Here is a 21,033-nt window from a genome sequence, read left to right on the forward strand (position 1 = left end):
TTAACCCTCGATCAATATGTTATCAAATTCACGTGCGACATTAATCCAATATCGCCCCTGTTCATCTTGTTGTACTTTTGTGTCTATTCCATCTGTTTTTACTTTTTTTACCCTAAACGGCAACCCGATCAATTGCAATTTATATTCTTCGTACCGCTCCGTAAATAATCCATCGCGGGTCTGTTTGATTGACAGGGAATCTTTTAATCCGGACACCGTAAAGCATTTCTCCAGATAAATATCCTGCTCATACGCGAAGGTATCACCATGATCGGAATACACGTAAGAACGATGCACCCCCTCCGAAAAATAGATATTCAATTGCAGTTCCTCCACTTTCTTTTCTCCGGTATACTGCATGACGGGATATTCCGGAATAACTGATCCACCACGAATAAATAGTGGCATTTCATCCAAAGGTGTTGCAATGGTATGTTCCTTGCCGCCCACATATACCGCGTTACTAAAATAATAGAACCAATCTCCTGCAGGAAGGTAGACAATCTTGCTTTTCTGGCCGGGCTGCAACACTGGCGACACCAATATTTTATCGCCAAAACAGAACTCCTCTTCCCGCTGCCAATTGGTCGGAATATGTTGCTCAACCATTGAAATAGGACGTAAGATCGGATAGCCATATTTGGTCTGTTCCCAAAAACAGGTGTAGATATATGGCAAAAGCTGATAGCGCAGCTCAATAAATTTTTTATTTATTTTTTCCCAATCTTCACCAAAGCTCCAGGGCTCGCGGTCACGGGTATCACCTGCGGAATGCACACGCATAAATGGTGAAAAAACGCCAAATTGCATCCATCGCGTAAAAAGCTCACCATCCGGTTCCCCTGTAAATCCGCCAATGTCGGTTCCACAGAAAGACATTCCTGAGGTCGACAAGCGTTGCAACTGTAAAGTCCCCAGTTTGAGATGCTCCCAGCTGGCTAAGTTATCTCCTGTCCATACCGAGGAATAACGCTGTGTGCCTGCATAAGCCGCTCGTGTAATGGTAAATGGCCTTTTATTCTTATAGAGTTTCTTCAGGCCGTCGTAGGTCGCACGCACCATCTGCATGCCGTAGACATTATGTGCTTTTCGATGTGACCCGCGATGGCCATCATATTGATGTCTGACATCATCCGGAAATGTCCCTCGACCAAAAACCGCTGGTTCATTCATATCGTTCCAAAAGCCCGCAACTCCGTCCTCCACTAGTCCCTGGTATAAAGTTCCCCACCATTGACGAACTTCAGGATTCGTAAAGTCAGGAAATTGACAGCGTCCGGGCCAAACAAATCCCTCCATAAAATAATCATCGCCCCTTCGACAGAAATATCTATTCTCCTTTCCTTCTCTAAATACCCAGTAATTTTCGTCAACCTTAATTCCCGGATCAATCATAACCACCGTCTTAAAGCCCTCATTGGCAAGATCGGCAATCATTTTCTTCGGATTTGGGAAATATTGCTTATTCCAGGTAAAACAGCGGTACCCATCCATATAGTCAATGTCCAGGTATATGGCGTCACATGGGATCTGTCTTTTACGGAATTCTTCGGCCACCTTGCGTACATTCGCTTCCGGGTAATAACTCCATCGGCACTGGTGGTACCCAATAGCCCATAATGGTGGCAAATAATGTGTACCGGTTAAGGTATGATACCTTCGGATTACATCAATAATATGGGGGCCATGAATATAATAATATTGCAATTCACCACCCTCAGACCAGAAACTGGTCTTACCCTGATCTTCAGCGGCAAAGTCAAAATAGGTTTTAAAGGTATTATCAAAGAAAATGCCGTAGGCTTCCCCATCTTTCAACCCGATGTAAAAAGGGATCGTTTTGTACAAAGGATCCTGATCGTAAGCAAATGCATAAGTATCCGAATTCCAGTTTTTTAATCGCTTTCCGCGAAGGTTAAGTTTGGTTGCCTTGTCGCCTAGCCCATAAAATGCTTCGTTTTCAAAAGCTACCTTTGTACTATAGACGTAATATCCGCCGAAATCCGGATTTTCCTCCCAATGCATAGGTGCCTGATCCGCATTAAACAATTTTCCGGCCCGATCCGAGAAAGAAATCAAAAAATCTTCTTTATTGATCCGGCAGGAAATCGTGTTCGTATGCACACTATAATGATCTTCTTCCTCTTTACACTGATGGATGCTGACGCGATGATCTTTCTTTGCCAGCGCATAGGAAAAGTCTTCTAAAAACGTTCCTTGTGGCGCCAATCGAACACGAACAATCTCATCAGTTACGATCTTAATCTCCACTTTTGCCTTACCATCGGAAAAATAGTATGATTTATCGTTTTGGTTGTGGGATACAACATTTTCGAGGTATTTCTTTTCAATTTTGGGCAGATCCAATACCGGATTGTTCACATGATGCATACTCTCCAAAGTACCATCATTTTCTTCCTCGTTTAGTGTGGTTTGATTTAGGTTGTCGTCTTCAAGCATAGCTGTATTATATTAAATGTTTCTGAAGGCTTAATTCCTCTTTAAGATAGAAAAATTATCCCGCGCCGACAACAAATCATACAAAAAAAATCCTGCCAACTCAAATGGGCAGGATTGTTTGTATGAAATGAGTCTGTCTTTACTATTTTATAAAATGGGCACGGAGCATCCAGGCCATTTTTTCATGTTTTTCCAATAAGCCGACCAAAAAATCCTCCGTACCATTATCCGCCGTACCTTCGACAACTGCAATATCAGCACGAATCGACATCGCAATAGACTCATGATCTGTTAACAACTCTTTGTAATAAGACTGGCTATCGGTCTTTTCCGATGTGGATTCTGTCAAACGTGTTAATTTCAGATATTTATCAAATGAACCCACGGCATAATGGCCCAAGGTACGAATACGTTCCGCAACTTCATCAATAACTTCGGCCAGCTCATCGTATTGGGATTCCAAAAATAAATGAGCAGCATGAAAATCAGCTCCCTCGACATTCCAATGCGCATTGCGTGTTTTCATGTAGATAATATGCTCATCAGCCAATAAGACATTGAGCAATTTCGCAACTTTTTTTAAGTCTGCATCTTTAATTCCAATTGAAGTTTTCATATCGTGTTTATTTGTTAACTATAGCTTTTAATTGCTTAGTTAAATTTACCAAAAAAAGCAGGTAAAACAAAAAAAAGCGGTGTTAAAATGTCATTTCAATCGCATAATAACCGTATTTTTGCGAGCAAACTATCATTAAAGGAAGACTGTGAGTACTTTAGACAACAACGCTTATTTTCATGCATTCAAGGAAGATATTTCGGGCATCGAACTCCCGTTGCGATTCACTTTTCCATTTTGCTATGAGCCGCATCCGCTAGCCATTATTGCTGCGCAAGAACTCCAGGCCTACCTTGAGATACAAAACGAGTGGACACATAACTTTGGTCTTGAAGAAAATAATGACGGTCATGCCATCGGCAAGATGTTCGGTATATTGGTTGTCCGCGATCAGCAGCATCGCCTCGGATATCTTGCCGCTGTATCAGGCAAGCTTGCCGGCAGCAACAAACACAGACACTTTGTCCCCCCTATATTTGACATGCTTGAAAGGGATGGCTTCTTTTTAAATGAAGAAGTACACTTAAATGCGCTTAACAGAAAAATTGAACTTCTTGAAAACAGCGAGGAACTGGCACAAACAAAAAGCAATCTCAATAGACTAAAAGACCAATGGGACACAACGCTTGACCTGCTCAAAACAAAACTCAGAAATCAGAAAAAAGAACGTAAGGAAACCCGAACTAGATTGCGCCCTATCCTGTCAGACGAAGCGTATGAAACGCTGATGGAAGATATGCGCAGCCAAAGCTTAAAGGATAAACAAGAACTTCAGCGCTATCAATATAACATGCATCTGGCCCTGGAATCGGAGAACCTTAAGCTCCAACAATTGCTTTCCGATATTTTGGCAATGAAAGAGGAGCGCAAGATCCGATCAGGCAATCTGCAAAGACAACTTTTTGAACAATATAATTTTTTGAATGCTGAAGGGCAGCCAAAGAATGTGATTGCCATTTTTCAGGATTTTGACCAAAGTACCCCCCCTGCAGGTGCCGGAGAATGTGCTGCGCCGAAATTGTTGCAATATGCCTACAGCCACAACCTTACCCCCATAGCATTGGCCGAGTTTTGGTGGGGCTGTTCGCCTGCTTCCGAAATCCGCAGACATAAAAATTATTATCCGGCCTGCCGTAAAAAATGTGAACCTATTCTGGGATACATGCTTCAGGGACTTACCGTCGACCCGAATCCCATGCAACAGGAAACAACATTGCAAACGGAACTCCCCCAGATCTATGAGGATGAAGATATTATTGTCTTCAACAAGCCCGCAGAGTTTTTATCCGTTCCCGGTATATATGTGAAAGATTCCGTCTATAATCGTGTTCTCAAACGCTATCCAAATGCCGGCCCGATTATTATCCACCGTCTGGACATGTCCACGTCGGGACTTTTGGTTGTAGCCAAAAACAAGATGGCGCATCAATTCATACAGGATCAATTTATACAACATACCATAACGAAGGAGTACATTGCTTTACTCGACGGTGTTATTGAACAGGAATGTGGGCTGATTGATCTGCCCCTTCGTGTGGATTTGGATGACAGACCCCGGCAAATGGTGTGTTATACCCATGGAAAGCCAGCTCAGACCAAATGGGAAAGAATTGCTGTCGAAAATGGTAAAACACGAGTTCGATTCTACCCATTAACAGGCCGGACACATCAACTCCGTATGCACGCTGTTCACCCAGAGGGACTGAATACTCCTATCTTCGGTGATGATCTATATGGCAGAAAAGCCAATAGATTACATCTGCATGCTGCTTTTATTAAATTTATTCACCCAGGCTCCAGACAGGAAATCTCTTTTCAAATCCCATCCGATTTTTAGCAACATTGACTATATCGTTACAAAAGTCAATAAATAGTGGACTGGAAAATCATCGTGAAGTCAAAATGTGGAGGTTAAATAATTGATCTAAATCAATTATTTAATACAAACCGCTAAAAAACAACGATTTAAACCTTAAAAGAAGGAACTAGGTTTCTTTTATTACATTACAATAAGATTTTAATTATTCTTAATTTTTTGTTTCCTTTGTTCACTGATTTTTTGATTTTAATACTTATAAAGTCAGAAATAAAGTAAAAACAAGAAAACAATTTTGAATTTTCAAGATTATAGCAATATAATGGAAGCTAAAATAAACGCACAGACCTTCATAAATAAACTCTTTCTCTCGATAACATTCTTGCTATCAGCATCTCTTGTATTCGCACAGACCAAAACGGTTACGGGTACGGTCAAAGATGCAAAGACAAAGGCCCCCATTGCTTACGCCACCGTTGCGGTCGTTGGCGCTCCTGCTGCTGCAGGAACCTCAACATCGACCAATGCAAATGGTGAGTTTAAGCTGGTTTTCCCGACATCTTATGTCAAAATCAGAGCCAGCTATGTTGGCTATGACAATAAGGATGCTTTCGTTACCAACGATGCTATACAGACCAAGGAAATCCTGATGGATGCACAGGACAATATGCTGGAGGAAGTTGTTGTCAAAGCCAAAAAGAAAAAATACAGCAACAAAGACAATCCTGCCGTTGCCCTAATACGTAAGGTCATTGAAAATAAAGATAAAAACCGACTGTCGGGACAACAATATGCTGAATTTGATCAATACGAAAAGATGTCTTTGGGATTGAGCAATCTTTCAGAAAAATTCGTCAACAAAAAAATCTTTAAGAACTATCAGTTTCTTTTCGAAACCGATGATTCGGCTAAAACCGCCAATAAATATGTTTTGCCGGCTTTTATCGAAGAGAAAATGTCCAAAGTGTACTACCGTAAAGATCCGAGCAAAACCAAACAATATATTTTGGGGGATCAACGCGCGCAGTTTGACCCTAAATTTATAGATAATGATGGTCTGGCAGCCTATTTTAATAAACTCTACGAACAAGTTGATATTTATGACAACAACATTTCATTGGTAACCAACCAGTTTTTGAGTCCGATTGCGAATTCTGCACCTACATTTTATAAGTTTTTCATTACCGATACCATCAAAACTTCTCAGCCTTGGCTGGTCGAATTGAGCTTCGTTCCCCGCAATAAAGCAGATATGTTGTTTAAAGGGCAACTATATGTTACACTGGATGGCAATTACGCCGTTCAAGGGGCGAACATGACTGTTGCGGATGATATCAACCTAAATTTTGTACGCGACCTTCAGGTTCAGCTCAAATTCGAAAAAGACAATAAGAGCAGATTCTACCTAAAGACAAGTACATTGGGAATTGATTTTTCATTAACTGAAAAAGGAATGGGTATCCGCGGAAGCCGAACGGTCAATTACAACAACTATAAAGTCGGTGTGCAACAACCCGACAGCATTTACGATGGCCCATCAACGGTAATAGCTTACAATGTCGAGAATAAAAAAGCGACAAAGTCCTTATTTGAAACACAACGCCCTTTGGCTTTGGCACAGAATGAACTGAATATCTACCACAATATAGATACGCTACAGAAAATTCCTTCTTTCAGAACCTTCATGGATATTGCGGCCCTGCTTCTTTCGGGGTACAAACAAGCCGGTCCGGTGGAAATTGGTCCAGTAAATACATTTTACAGTTTTAACCCTGTTGAAGGCTTTCGCTTGCGTGTGGGCGGTCGTACAACCGAATCACTGAGCAAACGTTTCTATGCAGAGAGTTATGCGGCTTATGGGTTCAAGGATCAGAAATGGAAGTACTTTTTCAGTGGGACTTATGCCTTTAACAACAAGTCGGTATACTCCTTCCCTATGCACTATATCAGAGCCTCCTATAAAAAGGATACCAAAATTCCCGGACAAAAGCTCGAGTTTATTCAGGAAGACAACTTTTTGTTATCCTTCAAACGCGGTGATAATGACCGTTATATCTACGAAACCAACTACGGGCTAGAATATAAAAAAGAATTCTTGAACCACCTGGCTATTGGTGCTGGATTTAATATTAACAAACAAACTCCGGCGGGTAGCCTAACCTATCAAATGTTGGGTGAAAACGGACAAAACAAATTATTCAACGAATTAAATACAACAGAATTGTCGGTCAACTTTAGATACGCTCCGCATGAAGAATTTTACCAAGGTAAAATCTATCGTACGCCGATCTTCAATCAATACCCCATATTCACATTCAATTATACAGCAGGAATTAAAGGTCTGGCAAAAGGGGAATATAATTACCATAGTTTCAACGTGGGCGCATTCAAGCGTTTTTACCTAAGTCAATTTGGTTTTGCTGATGTAACCGCGGAAGGAAACTATATCGCTGGAAAAGAGATACCATTTCCTTTCCTGACAATCCACCGTGCAAACCAGACTTATGCGTACCAGTTAAACTCGTACAACTTAATGAATTTTCTGGAATTTGTCAGTGACCACAACGCTTCCATCAATGTGCAGTATTACATGAATGGGTTCCTGTTGAATAAAATCCCATTGATCAAAAAGCTTAAGTTACGCGAGGTATTTAGTTTCAAAGGTGTCTATGGTGGTCTTCGTAAAGAAAATGATCCAGACGACCCAAATTATGGTTCTAAAGTGTTTGCATGGCAACGCAATGCTGAAGATATCCAAAGTTCATATACCTTCGGTTCTGAACCTTATATGGAGGCCAGTATCGGTTTGTCCAACATCTTTAAAATTTTGCGTGTGGACTACGTCAAACGTCTGAATTACCTTGACCATGTGGACGCTCCAGCCTGGGGGATCCGTGCACGGGTCAGATTTGACTTCTAATAGTTTCCGTAAATTTATATTATAATTTGAGGCCCTGTCAATTGAGAGAATGATAGGGCCTTTTTTCTTATTTACAACGTCTGCCATTTGATCCTTATCCCATGATATTTGCCCATCTTTCTTTGTCGGTTTATCCGATTGCGGTTCGGCTTGGCGAAAAACTTCGAAATCTTTAACCCTAGCTGACTCCAAGTTAAGGGAGTAATTCGGGGCATATTTGTATCTGATTCGGAATAGGTTCGGGACAGGTTCGCTCCCGCTAGCAGGTATGAGTGTGGTAATTACGTCATAAGTACCCGATAAATGCGTCAGAGACTCGGACTCAACACGGACTCATCATAGACTCAATACGGACTCACCCCGGCTTTAGGGCGAAGTAGATACGGCACTGTGCCGAAGCGTTGGCGGAGCTAATTCGATGGTAAACGAATGACTCCCTAAAAAAGTACGATATGAAGAAGCATTGCATGATCGAAAAACTAGGTTTTACGCAAAAAAAAATCCCCATTGCAAACAGCAAAGGGGATAAAATTAGAATATGACGATGGTTAGTTTTTCTTTTTGAATGCATCTACACCGCTCTGTAGAAATGCTTTGTATTCTTCAACATTGTAATTTGCCCCACTTTGAGGAACCAGCACCTGACCGTTCGGATCAACAATCACATACAATGGCTGCGAATTACTATTGAATGCGGAAGCTTGAAAATCGCTGTTTTTGTTTCCGATAGTCTTTATTTTTTTATTGCTGTATGCAGAAACTATCTGCTCATTGACCGGCAATTCGGTTTTATCATCCACAAACAACTCGGCCATGATAAACTCTTCTTTCAACAACTTGGCTACCGCAGGATCTGTCCATACGTTTGCCTCCATTTTACGGCAGTTAACACAATTCCAGCCTGTAAAATCAATCAAAACAGGTTTATTAAGCTCTTTCGCCGTTGCTAAAGCCTGATCGTAATCATAATAGGGATCAAAGCCTTTTGGTGTACCACGCTCGTGAAAAATTTCAGCATATTTTTTGACTTTTCCATCTGTATGCGCAGCAGTGCCACTGCCAACTCCAGTGGATAAATCAAAATCCTGGGTTGCCGATGGCGGCAAAAAGGCTGAAATAGACTTTAAGGGAGCGCCCCATAAACCGGGAATCATATACACCACGAAGGAAAAAACAACAATAGCGAGTATTGTTCTCGGAACAGACAGAAATTTGAGATCGCTATCGTGGGAAAATTTAATTTTACCGATCAGATAAAGCCCCATCAAACCAAATACGGCGATCCATAAAGAGAGGAATACTTCTCTGTCCAACCAGTTCCAATGGTAAGCCAAATCTACATTTGACAAAAATTTCAATGCCAAAGCCAGCTCCAAAAAACCAAGTACCACTTTTACACTGTTCAACCAGCCACCTGATTTGGGCAGCGATTTAAGCATTGATGGGAACATAGCGAATAAACCAAATGGAATAGCCAAGGCAATAGAGAATCCCAACATACCTATGGCAGGCCCCAATCGTTCACCTTTTGACGCTGCTTCCACCAGAAGCGTTCCGATAATCGGCCCGGTACAGGAAAACGACACTAACGATAAACTAAATGCCATAAAAAACAAACCTACAAGCCCACCTTTATCCGACTTGGCGTCCATTTTATTCACAAAAGAGCTTGGCAAAGTAATTTCAAATGCACCGAAGAATGAGGCCGCAAATACCACCAACAGCAAAAAGAAAATAAAATTAAAAATGCCATTGGTCGAAAGGGCATTCAGCGCATCAGAACCGAATGCAATAGTAATGATCATGCCCAAAGCGACATAGATCACAATGATGAATAATCCGTACAATAAAGCCTTGCTAATGCCACTGGCGCGGCTACCGGACTGCTTGGTGAAGAAGCTTACGGTTAAAGGAAGCATCGGAAATATACAAGGCATCAATAAAGCTGCGAAGCCTCCGACCAAGCCTGCGATAAAAATGCTCCAAAGTGACTTTTTTCCACCTTCTGCCGAACCACCTGCTTCAGCTGTAGCAGCCACCGTTGTCTTATTGGAGTCAATTTGAGCTGTAACCGTGTCAGGTGACTCTTCAAAAGATAAAGAATCCGGACTGATTGTACCATCCGTGAATTCGATACCATCCGGGCTAACCGTACTGTCCTGCTGCGCAAACATTGCAAGAGGAAAGATGAGCAGGAATAAAAGGGTTAATAGTTTAAAATTAGTTTTCATCAGAATATCATGTGTTTTTCATATTTTATTTTGCTTTGAGATTTGTTCTTGTGTAAATAAAACCCGAGGAGCAATACACTCCCCGAGTTCACTATAAACATATGAAACTAAATCTTACTATGCTCCAAATACAGGATTTGGCAACCTACAAATCGGTTGAAAACCCAGAAAATCAACATCGCTGGATAAATAGCCCGGTTTAACAGGTTCATCTTTCACCAAATCCGTACTTAAATATTTTTTATTGTCATCACATAGTAGCGTGACGACAACTGCTCCGTCCCCCAACTCCTGTTGTAACTTAATTGCTCCGATAACATTGGCTCCCGAGGAAATTCCAACGGCAAGCCCCAATTGCCTTGACAGCTTCTGAGCCATAATGATCGAATCGCCATCGTTGGCACAAACAACACGATCCAGTTCATCCAAATTCACAATCGCCGGAATAAATTCATCGGATATACCCTGAATACGGTGTGAACCGACTTTATGTCCTGTCGTTAATGTTGGACTTTCCGCCGGCTCCAAGGGATGTACGCGCACAGCTGGGTTCACCTTCCGCAAGCTGCGCCCTACGCCCATGACGGTTCCACCTGTTCCCACTCCTGCCACAAAGGCGTCAGCGATCAAACCCTGTTCTTCCAATTGTTTCACAATTTCATAACCGGTCGTTTTCTCATGTGCTTCAGCGTTATATTGATTTTCAAACTGTCGTGGAAGAAAAACACCACCAGCGGCAGCAAGCTCTTCGCTCAAACGAATGCTACCTAAAAAACCACCTTCTTCTTTGCTGATCAGCTGAATATCGGCCCCCATGCTTCTGATAATATCGGTACGCTCTTTGCTCAACCAATTTGGCATGATGATCTTTACCTGATGTCCCAAAGCTTTACCAATTGCCGAAAAAGCAATTCCTGTATTTCCACTTGTAGCTTCAATCACAACATCAGTTGGTCTAATTTGGCAATTCATATATGCTTTGTACAAGATATATAAAGCCATTCTATCTTTGATACTACCTGTTAAATTATAATTCTCACATTTTACGAATACCCGGCCTGGCTTACCTTTGTAGGTATACTGCAATTCCAACATTGGCGTGTTACCGACCAATCTCCACAAATGCTTAAATCTTTTGTCCAATGCAGGTGATAAACATGCACTTAGTAATTCTTGTTCAGCCATTTTTATATAAATGATTATTCTGTTGCAAAATTGGGCAATAACAAGATATTATTCAATACAGAACTATAACTTCAATAAAAATTCAATAAAAATAAACCGATAACAATAAATTATTCATTCTAACATTGTAATTTTGCAACAACACCGAAAATATTCATATTATGGAATTGGATGATACCGATCTAAAATTATTGCGCTTATTACAGCACGATGCTTCATTAAGTAATAAGGAACTCTCCTTCGAATTGAATAAGTCAATCGCCGCAGTGCACGAAAGGGTAAAAAAGTTAAAAAGGCTGGGTTATATCAAAAAAACAGTAGCGATCCTGGATCGGCACAAAATCGGAATTGGACTGATTTCGTTTTCACAGGTATTCCTGAAAGCGCATACATTTGAGGTTTTGAACGAATTTGAAAAAGAAGTGGCGAAGTTTCCCGAAGTTATGGAATGCTATCAGATGGCTGGATCTTATGATTTCATGTTACGCATTGCTACCAAAGACATGGATGCTTATCACATCTTTTTAAGACACCGTCTGGCGGTGCTCCCGCAGGTCAATACCGTACAGACTTATTTTGTATTATCGGAAACAAAGAGTGAAACTGCTTATCCACTATAATACGTAGGGACAGGCCAAATACTCCGCTCCAAAAAAAAGTACGAGGTATTGATTTCAATACGATCAATACCTCACCTATATCATTCCATCTAATCGAACAGTAAGGTTCCCGTTACGTTCCAGCTGCTGAAACTTGTTCCTTCCGGAGCGCCTTGTGGGATCTGAACCTGCAATTTGTAATCACCAGCTTTTAAATCGCCCAGATCGATATAAATCGGAGGTGTAACCGTTCCCGGACACCAATTGGAGCGACTTAAATCGGACGAAGATAGTCCAGTTGCAAAATTACCCGAAGCGGGATTGGATAAACGGTAAGAACCGCAGTCGTTACGCCAGGGTGTATATTTAAACAGTAAGGCATCGTTTAGAAAAATACGGTTTTCTTTGGGTACAAATTCATCGCCATTTCCCCAACCACCATGACCGGTTGTGATGTAGCGTAATTGTACATTTTTAGCGTCCTGATCCAAATGAAACGAGAGCGTCAGCCCTTTATCCTGATCAAACATGGATCCATACTCCTGCCCCCCCATTTCCATCACATTGGTCGTCGTAAATAAGGACATGGTCTTTTTTAATTCCCCTTCCGATCCAGCTTCAAAACCAGGGTGAATTGTGAGCTCAACGCTAATTTCATGACCATTCTTATCATAATTGCCAATGAAAGCGCCTACGTATACCTCCTGCTCACTCAACATCCCAGCGAGTTCGGACACATCTTGCCTGTAAAGTACCGAATCCTGCCAAACCTTATCCTTTAACTGAAGATAGTTAAACTGCTTAACACCAAATGGAGTAAAAAACCGCATCAATTCAACGATAGGTTCGAAAGTGGTAGTCCTCACCACACCTTGGTAACTTTTCCCATTACCATTTTCATACTTCGGCAAGGTCGACATGCCGTTTTTCATCCCATCCAAAAAGCTCTGTGCTTTATTGGCTGGGATAATAAAAACAGATCCGGTCCGGTCATAGGCATCACCTTTTGATTGCTCCACAAGCTGAACAAAAACGTTATCGCTAAATTTGATTTTCGGTATTTTTACCTTTTTGACAATGACTGTACCATTTGCAAAACGCAGGATTGAATCAGATTTGACATCCTCGGAAAAACGAATGCGCTCTTTTTGAAAGACAGGAAGCCGTATAAAACGATTTTTCCAAATAAGGTCTTTATAGGAAAGTTCATCATAGCGCTTTTCGCTTCCTTTTAGCTTCAATTGATCAGGAATCGTATTCACTTTCTCCACTTTCGTAGCAAAAGTCCTTGTATTGCCATTTCTGATTACTTCCAATACTAGCCCTAGATCCTGTCCCAGTTCGCTCGGAGCTCCTTTTATCCCCAATTTATCCGTATACCATAGCTCAATCTTATTGGAATTGATACTGGTTTCTACTTTTTTACAGGGATAGCCCAAGATGGTCTTGGTCTCGTTGGTTGCTGTAAATTTCTGTTTGGAAAGCGCCTGAGCATCCCCTGTCAGAATAAGGGAACCATCTTTCAGTTTCGCAATTTTAAGCAGGTTACTGCCAGCCGACCGCTCCACCAACACACGTTCATAGGGCGGCAACAATTGTCCTTTTATATCTTTTTCCGAACTTACATACGTTTCATTCGCATTGGCATACACCAATACTGCATTTTGATTAGCAGGCGTATTCCCGTTAAAACTTTGATTATACTGGATGACATAGCTCGTAAGCCTCTGGGCATAAGAAGACAATGACAGACATAACATTGAAACAAAAAGGATATTTTTCTTCATCGGATACATAGTGGATTAAACACAAAAATAAGAAAGGCTTTAGGAATTCCTAAAGCCTTTCTTATTTTATGCTAAAACGTTATTTAATCAACCAGATATCTAAAAGATAAAAGACTGCAAAAATCACCGACGCGTAACCATTAGTGGTCATAAAATCGCGGTTTACACGACTTAGATCGGTCGACGAAAACAGGGTATGTTGATAGATCAGCAAGGCTGCATAAAACGCAACTCCTAAATAATAAATCCAACCAACGGGCATTAAAAAAGCTGGTATTAAAACAAATATAAAAGATAGCACATGTAAACATTCGGATACCCGCATCGCTCCTTTTGTCCCTAACCATACCGGAATGGAGTTCAACTTATTCGCCCGGTCAAAGGCTTCATCCTGCAATGCATAAATTATATCAAAGCCACTGACCCAAGTCAATACAGCAAAGCCATACAGCACGGGGGCAATTGCAAATTGTCCCGTGATCACCATATAAGCCCCTATTGGTGCTAAGCCCAGTCCCGCACCAAGGACCAAATGGCACAACGGTGTAATTCGTTTCGTGTAAGAATAAAAAAGCACAACGAAGAGTGCAATGGGCGACAGCATAAAGCACAGCGAATTTATAAAATAAGTCGCCATGACAAAAAGTAAGCAATTGACAATGGTAAAGATCAGTGCATTCCGGGCCGAAATTTTCCCTGCCGGAATATCACGCATTACCGTCCTTGGATTAATGGCATCAATGTCCCGATCCAAATACCTATTGAAGGCCATGGCTGCATTCCTGGCAGTTACCATGCACAATAACATCAATAGCAACAGTTTCCAGGAAAAGACATATTCAGTGGTATGCAGGGCCAAAAAGAAGCCTATAAGGGCAAATGGTAATGCAAATACACTGTGTGCAAACAAAACTAAAGAAAGATACTTCTTCATGAGGTGATCTTAATGGATTTTAAAACGTTCGCCAATCTCTCGGCAATGATCAGGATGACCACGCCATGATATTAACGAATTTTAATTTTTGAAATACTTAAAACGGCATTCTTTCCTCCGGTTCAGGCCCTACAAATCGGCGATTGACTTCATCAATGGTTTCCAGAATCGGTTCATGGCCCACTTTCTTCTCAGCCGAGGTCAAAAAGACCGGCGGCACCTCTTCGAACCATTGCAACAGCTCCTTTTTAAATTTTGCAATATTCGCATCAGATTTTACTGCTGATTGCTTGTCTGCTTTGGTAAAGACCAACATAAAAGGTAAACCGCATTCACCCAACCAATAACAGAAATCAAGATCGATCTTCTGTGGTTCGAGACGACTGTCTACTAAAACAAATACACATTGTAAATTGTCTCTATGCGTGAGGTATCTGCGAATGAATTTCTCCCATTCATTTCGACTTGTTTTGGACGCCTTGGCGAATCCATAACCGGGTAAATCGACCAGATACCAGGTATCATCTATAATAAAATGATTGATCAACTGAGTCTTACCGGGTTTTTGAGAGGTTTTGGCAAGCCCTTTCTTATTTGTCATTGCATTGATCAAAGAAGATTTACCTACATTAGAACGACCTATAAAGGCGTACTCAGGCAAATTTGGCGCAGGTAATTTGTCAACTCTCGTGTTGCTACACACGAATTCGGCTTTTTTTACTTCCATGGAACAAAGGTACATTAAATGAATCCGTTTGGCAAGGTTTAACCCCTCTATGCGGTAAAAAACTGAACAGCCAATCTGTAACATTTTAAGATGGCCAGATACTAATAGTCAAATAAACAAGTGTATATTAACAACAGATACTATATGCTATATTTTTCGCCATATTGAATTTAATTAAACCCTAAAAAGATGTTACTAGAAATCAATCATGTCACCAAGGATTACGCCAATCACCGTGCATTGGACGATGTTTCCCTTCAAATTCCAAAAGGTAAAATTTTTGGGTTATTGGGACCAAATGGGGCCGGCAAAACATCCCTTATCCGGATAATCAATCAAATTACCGCTCCCGATGCCGGCGAAATCCTATTTAACGGCGAAGCTTTGGGACCACAACATGTTTCCCAAATCGGGTATTTACCCGAAGAACGGGGATTGTACAAGAAAATGAAAATCGGCGATCAAATGTTGTATCTTGCCCAACTTAAAGGACTATCCAAAAAAGAGGCGCTACTACGCATCAACGATTGGTGTGAACGTCTTGATATCTTATCTTGGTGGGATAAGAAAATAGAAGATCTCAGTAAAGGTATGCAACAGAAAGTACAATTTGTCGCTACTGTTATTCACCAGCCCCAATTGATTATTCTGGATGAACCCTTTTCGGGATTTGATCCGGTCAATGCCAATATCATCAAAGAGCAGATTTTACGATTGAATAAGGAAGGAGCCACCATCATCTTTTCGACACACCGCATGGAAACGGTCGAAGAACTTTGTGATAATATTGCACTCATCAACCGATCAAAGAAAATACTGGATGGCGCTGTTCAAGCGATAAAAAAAGAATACCGGAATCAGACCTACAAATTAGAATATACAGCTACCGAAGATAATTTTCTTCTGTCTAATGACACCCTCTTCGAAGTCATAACCTCAACAAAGGTCGAAAAAACATACGTCACTATAATTCAGCTAAATAGAAATATTCATATAAATGATGTATTAATACATTTTTTACCACAAATACAGCTAAATCAATTGATAGAAATCGTACCTTCCATAGGGGATATTTTCATCCAAAAAGTTACTCAAGTCTCACCAACAGCCAACGAACATGCATAAAATATTACTTATTATTCAACGGGAATATCTGTCCCGCGTCAAGAAAAAATCTTTTATTGTGATGACCTTTGCCGTGCCTCTATTCTTTTTTGCATTATATGCAGGCATGTTCTACCTGACTAAAAAAAGCTTCAAAGATGCGCACACTGAGGTTTTTGTAATTGATGGGCAGGGTGACTTTGCGGGGAAACTCCAAAGCAATAAAAACGTAAGCTATACGGTCAGCAAGTTAGATCTAAAGGCCCAAAAAGCGCAGCTCACGCAAAGCGAAGGAAAACAATCGATCTTATACATTCCCAAGGATATTCTTAGCAGCCAAAAGGCCGAACTTATTACCAGCGGCAAAACAAGTTTTGTCACGCAAGAGATCATAGGCGGACAACTGGAAGAAATCATTCGCGAAAAAGAGTATAAAGCTAAGGGAATAGACTTGCAGATCATCCAGTCTATCAAACCCAAAGTCGCCATAGATGCCAAAGAGATCACGGCTGACGGTGAGGAGAAAAACAGCAATACTGCTATCGCCATGGGACTTGGTGTCGCCCTGGCCATCCTGGTTTATCTCTCCCTGTTTCTGTATGGCGCGCAGGTGATGCGTGGTATCATCGAAGAGAAGAGCAACCGCATCATTGAAGTCATTATTTCTTCCGTCAAGCCTTTTCAGCTTATGATGGGTAAAATTGTTGGGATTGGGATGGTCGGTCTCACTCAATTTGTGATGTGGCTGCTGCTTACAGGGGGCCTTTTTATAACGGCAACACTGTTGTTTGTCAATCCACAGGATATGCAGGAGGTCGCTGCCAGTCAGCCCGGAACTGGCAGTATGGGAACGGTATCCAAAGCAATCGGACAAAGCGGATCCGCCTACATTCTCGCCTCCCTCCAAAGTTTTAATTTTACCGAAGTCATCATCTTTTTCTTTCTGTTTTTTATTGCCGGATACCTGCTGTATAGCGCTATTTTTGCTGCTGCTGGTTCCGCTGTAGACAATGAAACAGAAGCCAATCAGTTTTCCATGCCCATTACCATGCCCCTATTGTTAACGTATATCCTGTCATTTGGTGTCATTATCAACGATCCCAATGGGCCCATTGCCACTTGGTTGAGCTTTATTCCGTTTACTTCACCTATTGCCATGTTGGTACGGATACCTTTTGGCGTGCCGATGTGGCAGATATTAACCTCATTGGCCTTATTGATTTCGACATTCTTATTAATCACTTGGGCTGCTGCCCGAATCTATCGTGTTGGCATCCTCATCTATGGTAAAAAAGCAAGCCTTAAGGAAATCATCAAATGGTTCAATTATAAAAATTGATGAGCTTGATCACAATAACGAGTCGAAAAAATTAACAGAAAAGGCCAGATCGCATGGTGCAATCTGGCCTTTCTTATATTATATCATATACCAGATAAGATCGTCTCTTATTTTGCTACAAAAGCATGCTTTCCTGCTAAGAAAACTATCTTATAGATTGTTTAATACCTAATATTGAACTTCTGAAATACAAAATGCCATAACCATATCGGGCCAATGAGCAGGAATTGTAGAAACTGTTTTCCGCTGATTGCTTTTTTCTCTTTTCCTTTACCAACATACAACGCCGCCAGTGCGAGCAAAGCAATCGCAAGGCACACCCATATCACTGCAGGGCCACCATTTTTTTGCACATATTCCAATTGCACAATAAAGTAGCTCATTGCCCCGATCGAGAATAAAATTGCATAAGACAGGGTCGCGGATAGCTTAAGGTAAAAATAGATAACAACCGCAATGAAGAAAGAACCCCAATTCAAAAAAGTATGCCAATTGAGCTTCACTAAAAATTCAAACTGTGGGAAAGGAATCATCCAGATACAGCCCATCACGCCGAAGAATAGCAGCGGCAAAAAGATAATCTGAATCATGCGATTGGTCGGGTCTTGAAAATTAGTGTCCAACTCCTCAAAATAGGTATCTACCGGACGCTTCGGCTCTACTTCCTGAACTTTCTTCTTTTGTTTCATTCGGCAAATTTAATAAATATTGGTCTGCCGAGACGGTTACGCAACATAATAAATATTATTTTTTGGTCTGTGGCTTGTCATTAAATGCATTCTTCTGGCTTTAGCTGGCAATCTCCTATCCAATTCCGTATTATTGCAGCATGAAGTCTTATAAACACATCCTATTTGATCTTGATGGAACCTTGACCGACCCTGCTGAGGGCATCACCAAATGCATCGCTTATGCACTCGAAGCCAAGGGAATTATTACGTCCGATCTGGATAGTCTTAAACCGCTGATCGGGCCGCCATTGAAAGATACATTCATGCACAGCTACGGATTTGAGGAACAGGAAGCTTTGGCCTGTGTGGAAAAATACCGCGAACGCTTTGCCACCAAGGGTTTGTATGAGAATATACTTTTTAATGGTATTCCCGAGCTACTGGAAGGCCTCAAATCGAAAGATTATAAGGTTTACTTGGCAACATCCAAACCCGAAATCTTTGCGCACAGGATATTGCAGCACTTTGCTATAGACCAGTATTTCGATTTCGCCGGAGGAAGTGCCCTGGACGATTCCAGGCCTACAAAAACCAGCGTCATTCAATATGTGATGGAAAATGCTCATCTAACGAACCCGCATGACTGTATCATGATCGGCGACCGCAAACATGATCTTATCGGTGCCCGAGAGACAAACATGGATGCCGTTGCTGTGCTTTATGGTTATGGTAGCAAAGCGGAACTCGAACAGGAATCGCCAGCCTTTCTCCTGCACAGTGTTGCAGATCTAATTGAATTTTTTGAATAATAAAAAAACTCCAACCTATAATAGATTGGAGCTTTTTCAAGATTGATCCCTCAGGATCTATTTCGCATAAGACACGGATCTCGTCTCACGGATAACAGTTACTTTAATCTGTCCCGGGTAAGTCATTTCCGTTTGGATACGATTGGAGATATCGGCAGCCAGTATCTCTGACTGTGCGTCAGATACCTTCTCGCTTTCCACAATAACACGCAATTCACGTCCCGCTTGGATGGCGAAGGTTTTTTCCACACCTGGATACGATAATGCCAGGTCCTCCAGTTCTTTCAGACGTTTGATATAGCTTTCAACGACTTCACGGCGTGCTCCCGGGCGTGCTCCAGAAATGGCATCACATGCCTGTACAACAGGCGAAATCAACGCTGTCATTTCGATCTCATCGTGGTGCGCACCGATTGCATTACACACATCAGGATGTTCTTTGTATTTCTCAGCTAACTGCATACCTAAAATTGCGTGTGGCAATTCCGGGTTATCGTCAGGCACTTTACCAATATCGTGGAGCAATCCGGCACGTTTTGCGTGTTTGACGTTCAGGCCAAGCTCTGCAGCCATTGTTGCTGCGAAATTGGCAACCTCACGGGAGTGCTGTAAAAGGTTCTGACCATAAGAAGAACGGTAACGCATACGTCCGACCATACGGATCAGTTCAGGATGCAATCCATGAATACCCAGATCAATGGCAGTACGTTCACCAATCTCAACAATCTCATCTTCAATCTGTGTACGTGTTTTTGCGACAACCTCCTCAATACGAGCTGGGTGGATACGGCCATCCGTTACAAGACGGTGTAAAGCCAAACGGGCAATCTCACGACGTACGGGATCGAAACCAGAAAGGATAATTGCTTCCGGTGTATCATCCACGATGATCTCTACACCTGTTGCAGCTTCCAATGCACGGATATTACGGCCCTCACGACCTATAATACGACCCTTGATCTCATCATTTTCGATATTGAAAATAGACACTGTGTTTTCGATTGCGGATTCGGTAGCAGTACGTTGAATTGTTTGGATAACGACTTTTTTCGCTTCTTTCGTCGCGGTCAATTTCGCTTCGTCCACAATATCTTTGATCTGAATCATGGCTTGGGAACGGGCTTCCTCTCGCAATGAATCCACCAACTGGTTTTTAGCCTCGTCCGCCGTAACACCGGCGATACTCTCCAATTGTTTGATCTGCTGTAATTTTAAAGCCTCAACTTCTTCGGATTTCTTTTCATTGAGTTCAACCAATTTATCCAATTGCTTCTTTTTGGTGTCCACCTCCTGCTTATCGCGATTGATGCTTTCCAGCTTTTGATTAATGGATTGTTCTTTCTGTCTCAACGTATTCTCCTTTTGGTTAATGGTATTGTTACGTTGATTCACCTCCTTTTCGTGTTCGGATTTCAATTGAAGGAATTTTTCTTTCGCCTCTAATAGGCGTTTCTTCTTAATGTGTTCTCCTTCTTGCTCTGCATCTTTTAGTATGCTATTTACCTTATCTTTGGCTTCCTGTTCTTGTTTTTTGAATAACAGAACCAATAGATAACGACCTATAACTACACCAACAATCAGAGAAATTATGATATAAATTGCGACGTCCATGTATGTATAATTGTATTATATATGTTTGTTTTTATTAATTACTAAATTTTTTAGATAAAACTCTCCATTCTCCCCCTACCATCGCATAAGCTGACTTATTGACATCGGGTATTCTATTTACAGTCGCTATTAGAAATGCAGGGGAATTGAATCCAATCTGATTCAGTCCGCTTGCAAGCCGGACAATTGCCCGCTGATTTCCAAACAAAAAAAAACCGCAATTA

Annotated in this window: 15 protein-coding genes; 6 read left to right on the top strand and 9 right to left on the bottom strand. The window is 41.4% G+C overall.

Annotated features, from left to right (window positions below):
* On the bottom strand, positions 1 to 2,460 hold the full coding sequence (locus tag ABTV71_RS18875; protein ID WP_121123564.1) for a glycoside hydrolase family 31 protein: 2,460 nt from the start codon (positions 2,458 to 2,460) through the stop codon (positions 1 to 3).
* 142 nt (positions 2,461 to 2,602) lie between these two features.
* Positions 2,603 to 3,076 carry a Dps family protein gene (locus ABTV71_RS18880; protein ID WP_121123566.1) on the bottom strand — a complete coding sequence of 158 codons (474 nt, stop codon included), beginning with the start codon at positions 3,074 to 3,076 and terminating at the stop codon, positions 2,603 to 2,605.
* 148 nt (positions 3,077 to 3,224) lie between these two features.
* On the opposite strand from ABTV71_RS18880, the gene ABTV71_RS18885 reads away from it, so the two are divergent.
* Together ABTV71_RS18885 and ABTV71_RS18890 are read left to right on the top strand one after the other, a co-directional pair.
* Positions 3,225 to 4,913, top strand: a complete 1,689-nt coding sequence (locus tag ABTV71_RS18885; RefSeq protein ID WP_433900687.1) for a pseudouridine synthase — start codon at positions 3,225 to 3,227, stop codon at positions 4,911 to 4,913.
* 301 nt (positions 4,914 to 5,214) lie between these two features.
* Complete coding sequence (locus tag ABTV71_RS18890) at positions 5,215 to 7,812, top strand: DUF5686 family protein (protein WP_433900688.1); 2,598 nt, start codon at positions 5,215 to 5,217, stop codon at positions 7,810 to 7,812.
* Positions 7,813 to 8,360: 548 nt separating this feature from the next.
* Here the strand turns inward: ABTV71_RS18890 and ABTV71_RS18895 are convergent.
* Positions 8,361 to 10,043: a protein-disulfide reductase DsbD family protein gene (locus tag ABTV71_RS18895; RefSeq protein WP_121123572.1), complete on the bottom strand. Its 1,683-nt coding sequence runs from the start codon at positions 10,041 to 10,043 to the stop codon at positions 8,361 to 8,363.
* Positions 10,044 to 10,160: 117 nt separating this feature from the next.
* Positions 10,161 to 11,228, bottom strand: a complete 1,068-nt coding sequence (locus tag ABTV71_RS18900; RefSeq protein WP_121123574.1) for a PLP-dependent cysteine synthase family protein — start codon at positions 11,226 to 11,228, stop codon at positions 10,161 to 10,163.
* Positions 11,229 to 11,386: 158 nt separating this feature from the next.
* On the opposite strand from ABTV71_RS18900, the gene ABTV71_RS18905 reads away from it, so the two are divergent.
* Positions 11,387 to 11,848: an Lrp/AsnC family transcriptional regulator gene (locus ABTV71_RS18905; protein ID WP_433903721.1), complete on the top strand. Its 462-nt coding sequence runs from the start codon at positions 11,387 to 11,389 to the stop codon at positions 11,846 to 11,848.
* Between the two features lie 89 nt (positions 11,849 to 11,937).
* Here the strand turns inward: ABTV71_RS18905 and ABTV71_RS18910 are convergent, their stop codons facing one another.
* The 3 genes from ABTV71_RS18910 to yihA all read right to left on the bottom strand — a co-directional run bounded on the left by ABTV71_RS18910 (position 11,938) and on the right by yihA (position 15,275).
* Positions 11,938 to 13,614, bottom strand: coding sequence for a PNGase F N-terminal domain-containing protein (locus tag ABTV71_RS18910; protein WP_433900689.1), 1,677 nt, complete (start codon positions 13,612 to 13,614; stop codon positions 11,938 to 11,940).
* Between the two features lie 79 nt (positions 13,615 to 13,693).
* A complete protein-coding gene (locus ABTV71_RS18915; protein ID WP_433900690.1) occupies positions 13,694 to 14,548 on the bottom strand; it encodes a UbiA-like polyprenyltransferase in 855 nt (284 codons plus the stop codon).
* 97 nt (positions 14,549 to 14,645) lie between these two features.
* The gene (gene yihA / locus ABTV71_RS18920; RefSeq protein WP_433900691.1) at positions 14,646 to 15,275 is read right to left on the bottom strand and encodes a ribosome biogenesis GTP-binding protein YihA/YsxC; all 630 of its coding nucleotides are present in this window, start codon (positions 15,273 to 15,275) and stop codon (positions 14,646 to 14,648) included.
* Between the two features lie 189 nt (positions 15,276 to 15,464).
* Here yihA and ABTV71_RS18925 point away from each other — a divergent pair, with 189 nt between their 5' ends.
* Entirely contained in the window at positions 15,465 to 16,400 is a 936-nt protein-coding gene (locus ABTV71_RS18925) for an ABC transporter ATP-binding protein (RefSeq protein ID WP_433900692.1), read from the top strand.
* Entirely contained in the window at positions 16,393 to 17,718 is a 1,326-nt protein-coding gene (locus ABTV71_RS18930) for an ABC transporter permease (RefSeq protein WP_433900693.1), read from the top strand. The genes ABTV71_RS18925 and ABTV71_RS18930 overlap by 8 nt, the downstream gene beginning before the upstream one ends.
* A gap of 161 nt (positions 17,719 to 17,879) precedes the next feature.
* On the opposite strand, the gene ABTV71_RS18935 is transcribed toward ABTV71_RS18930, so the two are convergent.
* A complete protein-coding gene (locus tag ABTV71_RS18935; RefSeq protein ID WP_121123587.1) occupies positions 17,880 to 18,407 on the bottom strand; it encodes an Mpo1-like protein in 528 nt (175 codons plus the stop codon).
* 140 nt (positions 18,408 to 18,547) lie between these two features.
* Between ABTV71_RS18935 and ABTV71_RS18940 the strand changes: the two genes are divergently transcribed.
* Positions 18,548 to 19,198, top strand: a complete 651-nt coding sequence (locus ABTV71_RS18940) for an HAD-IA family hydrolase (protein WP_121123589.1) — start codon at positions 18,548 to 18,550, stop codon at positions 19,196 to 19,198.
* 57 nt (positions 19,199 to 19,255) lie between these two features.
* Here ABTV71_RS18940 and rny read toward each other — a convergent pair whose 3' ends face one another.
* Positions 19,256 to 20,809: a ribonuclease Y gene (rny, locus tag ABTV71_RS18945; protein ID WP_104381053.1), complete on the bottom strand. Its 1,554-nt coding sequence runs from the start codon at positions 20,807 to 20,809 to the stop codon at positions 19,256 to 19,258.
* Positions 20,810 to 21,033: the final 224 nt, after the last annotated feature.

Source organism: Sphingobacterium puteale (assembly GCF_050986225.1).
GTDB classification, from domain to species: Bacteria; Bacteroidota; Bacteroidia; order Sphingobacteriales; family Sphingobacteriaceae; genus Sphingobacterium; species Sphingobacterium puteale.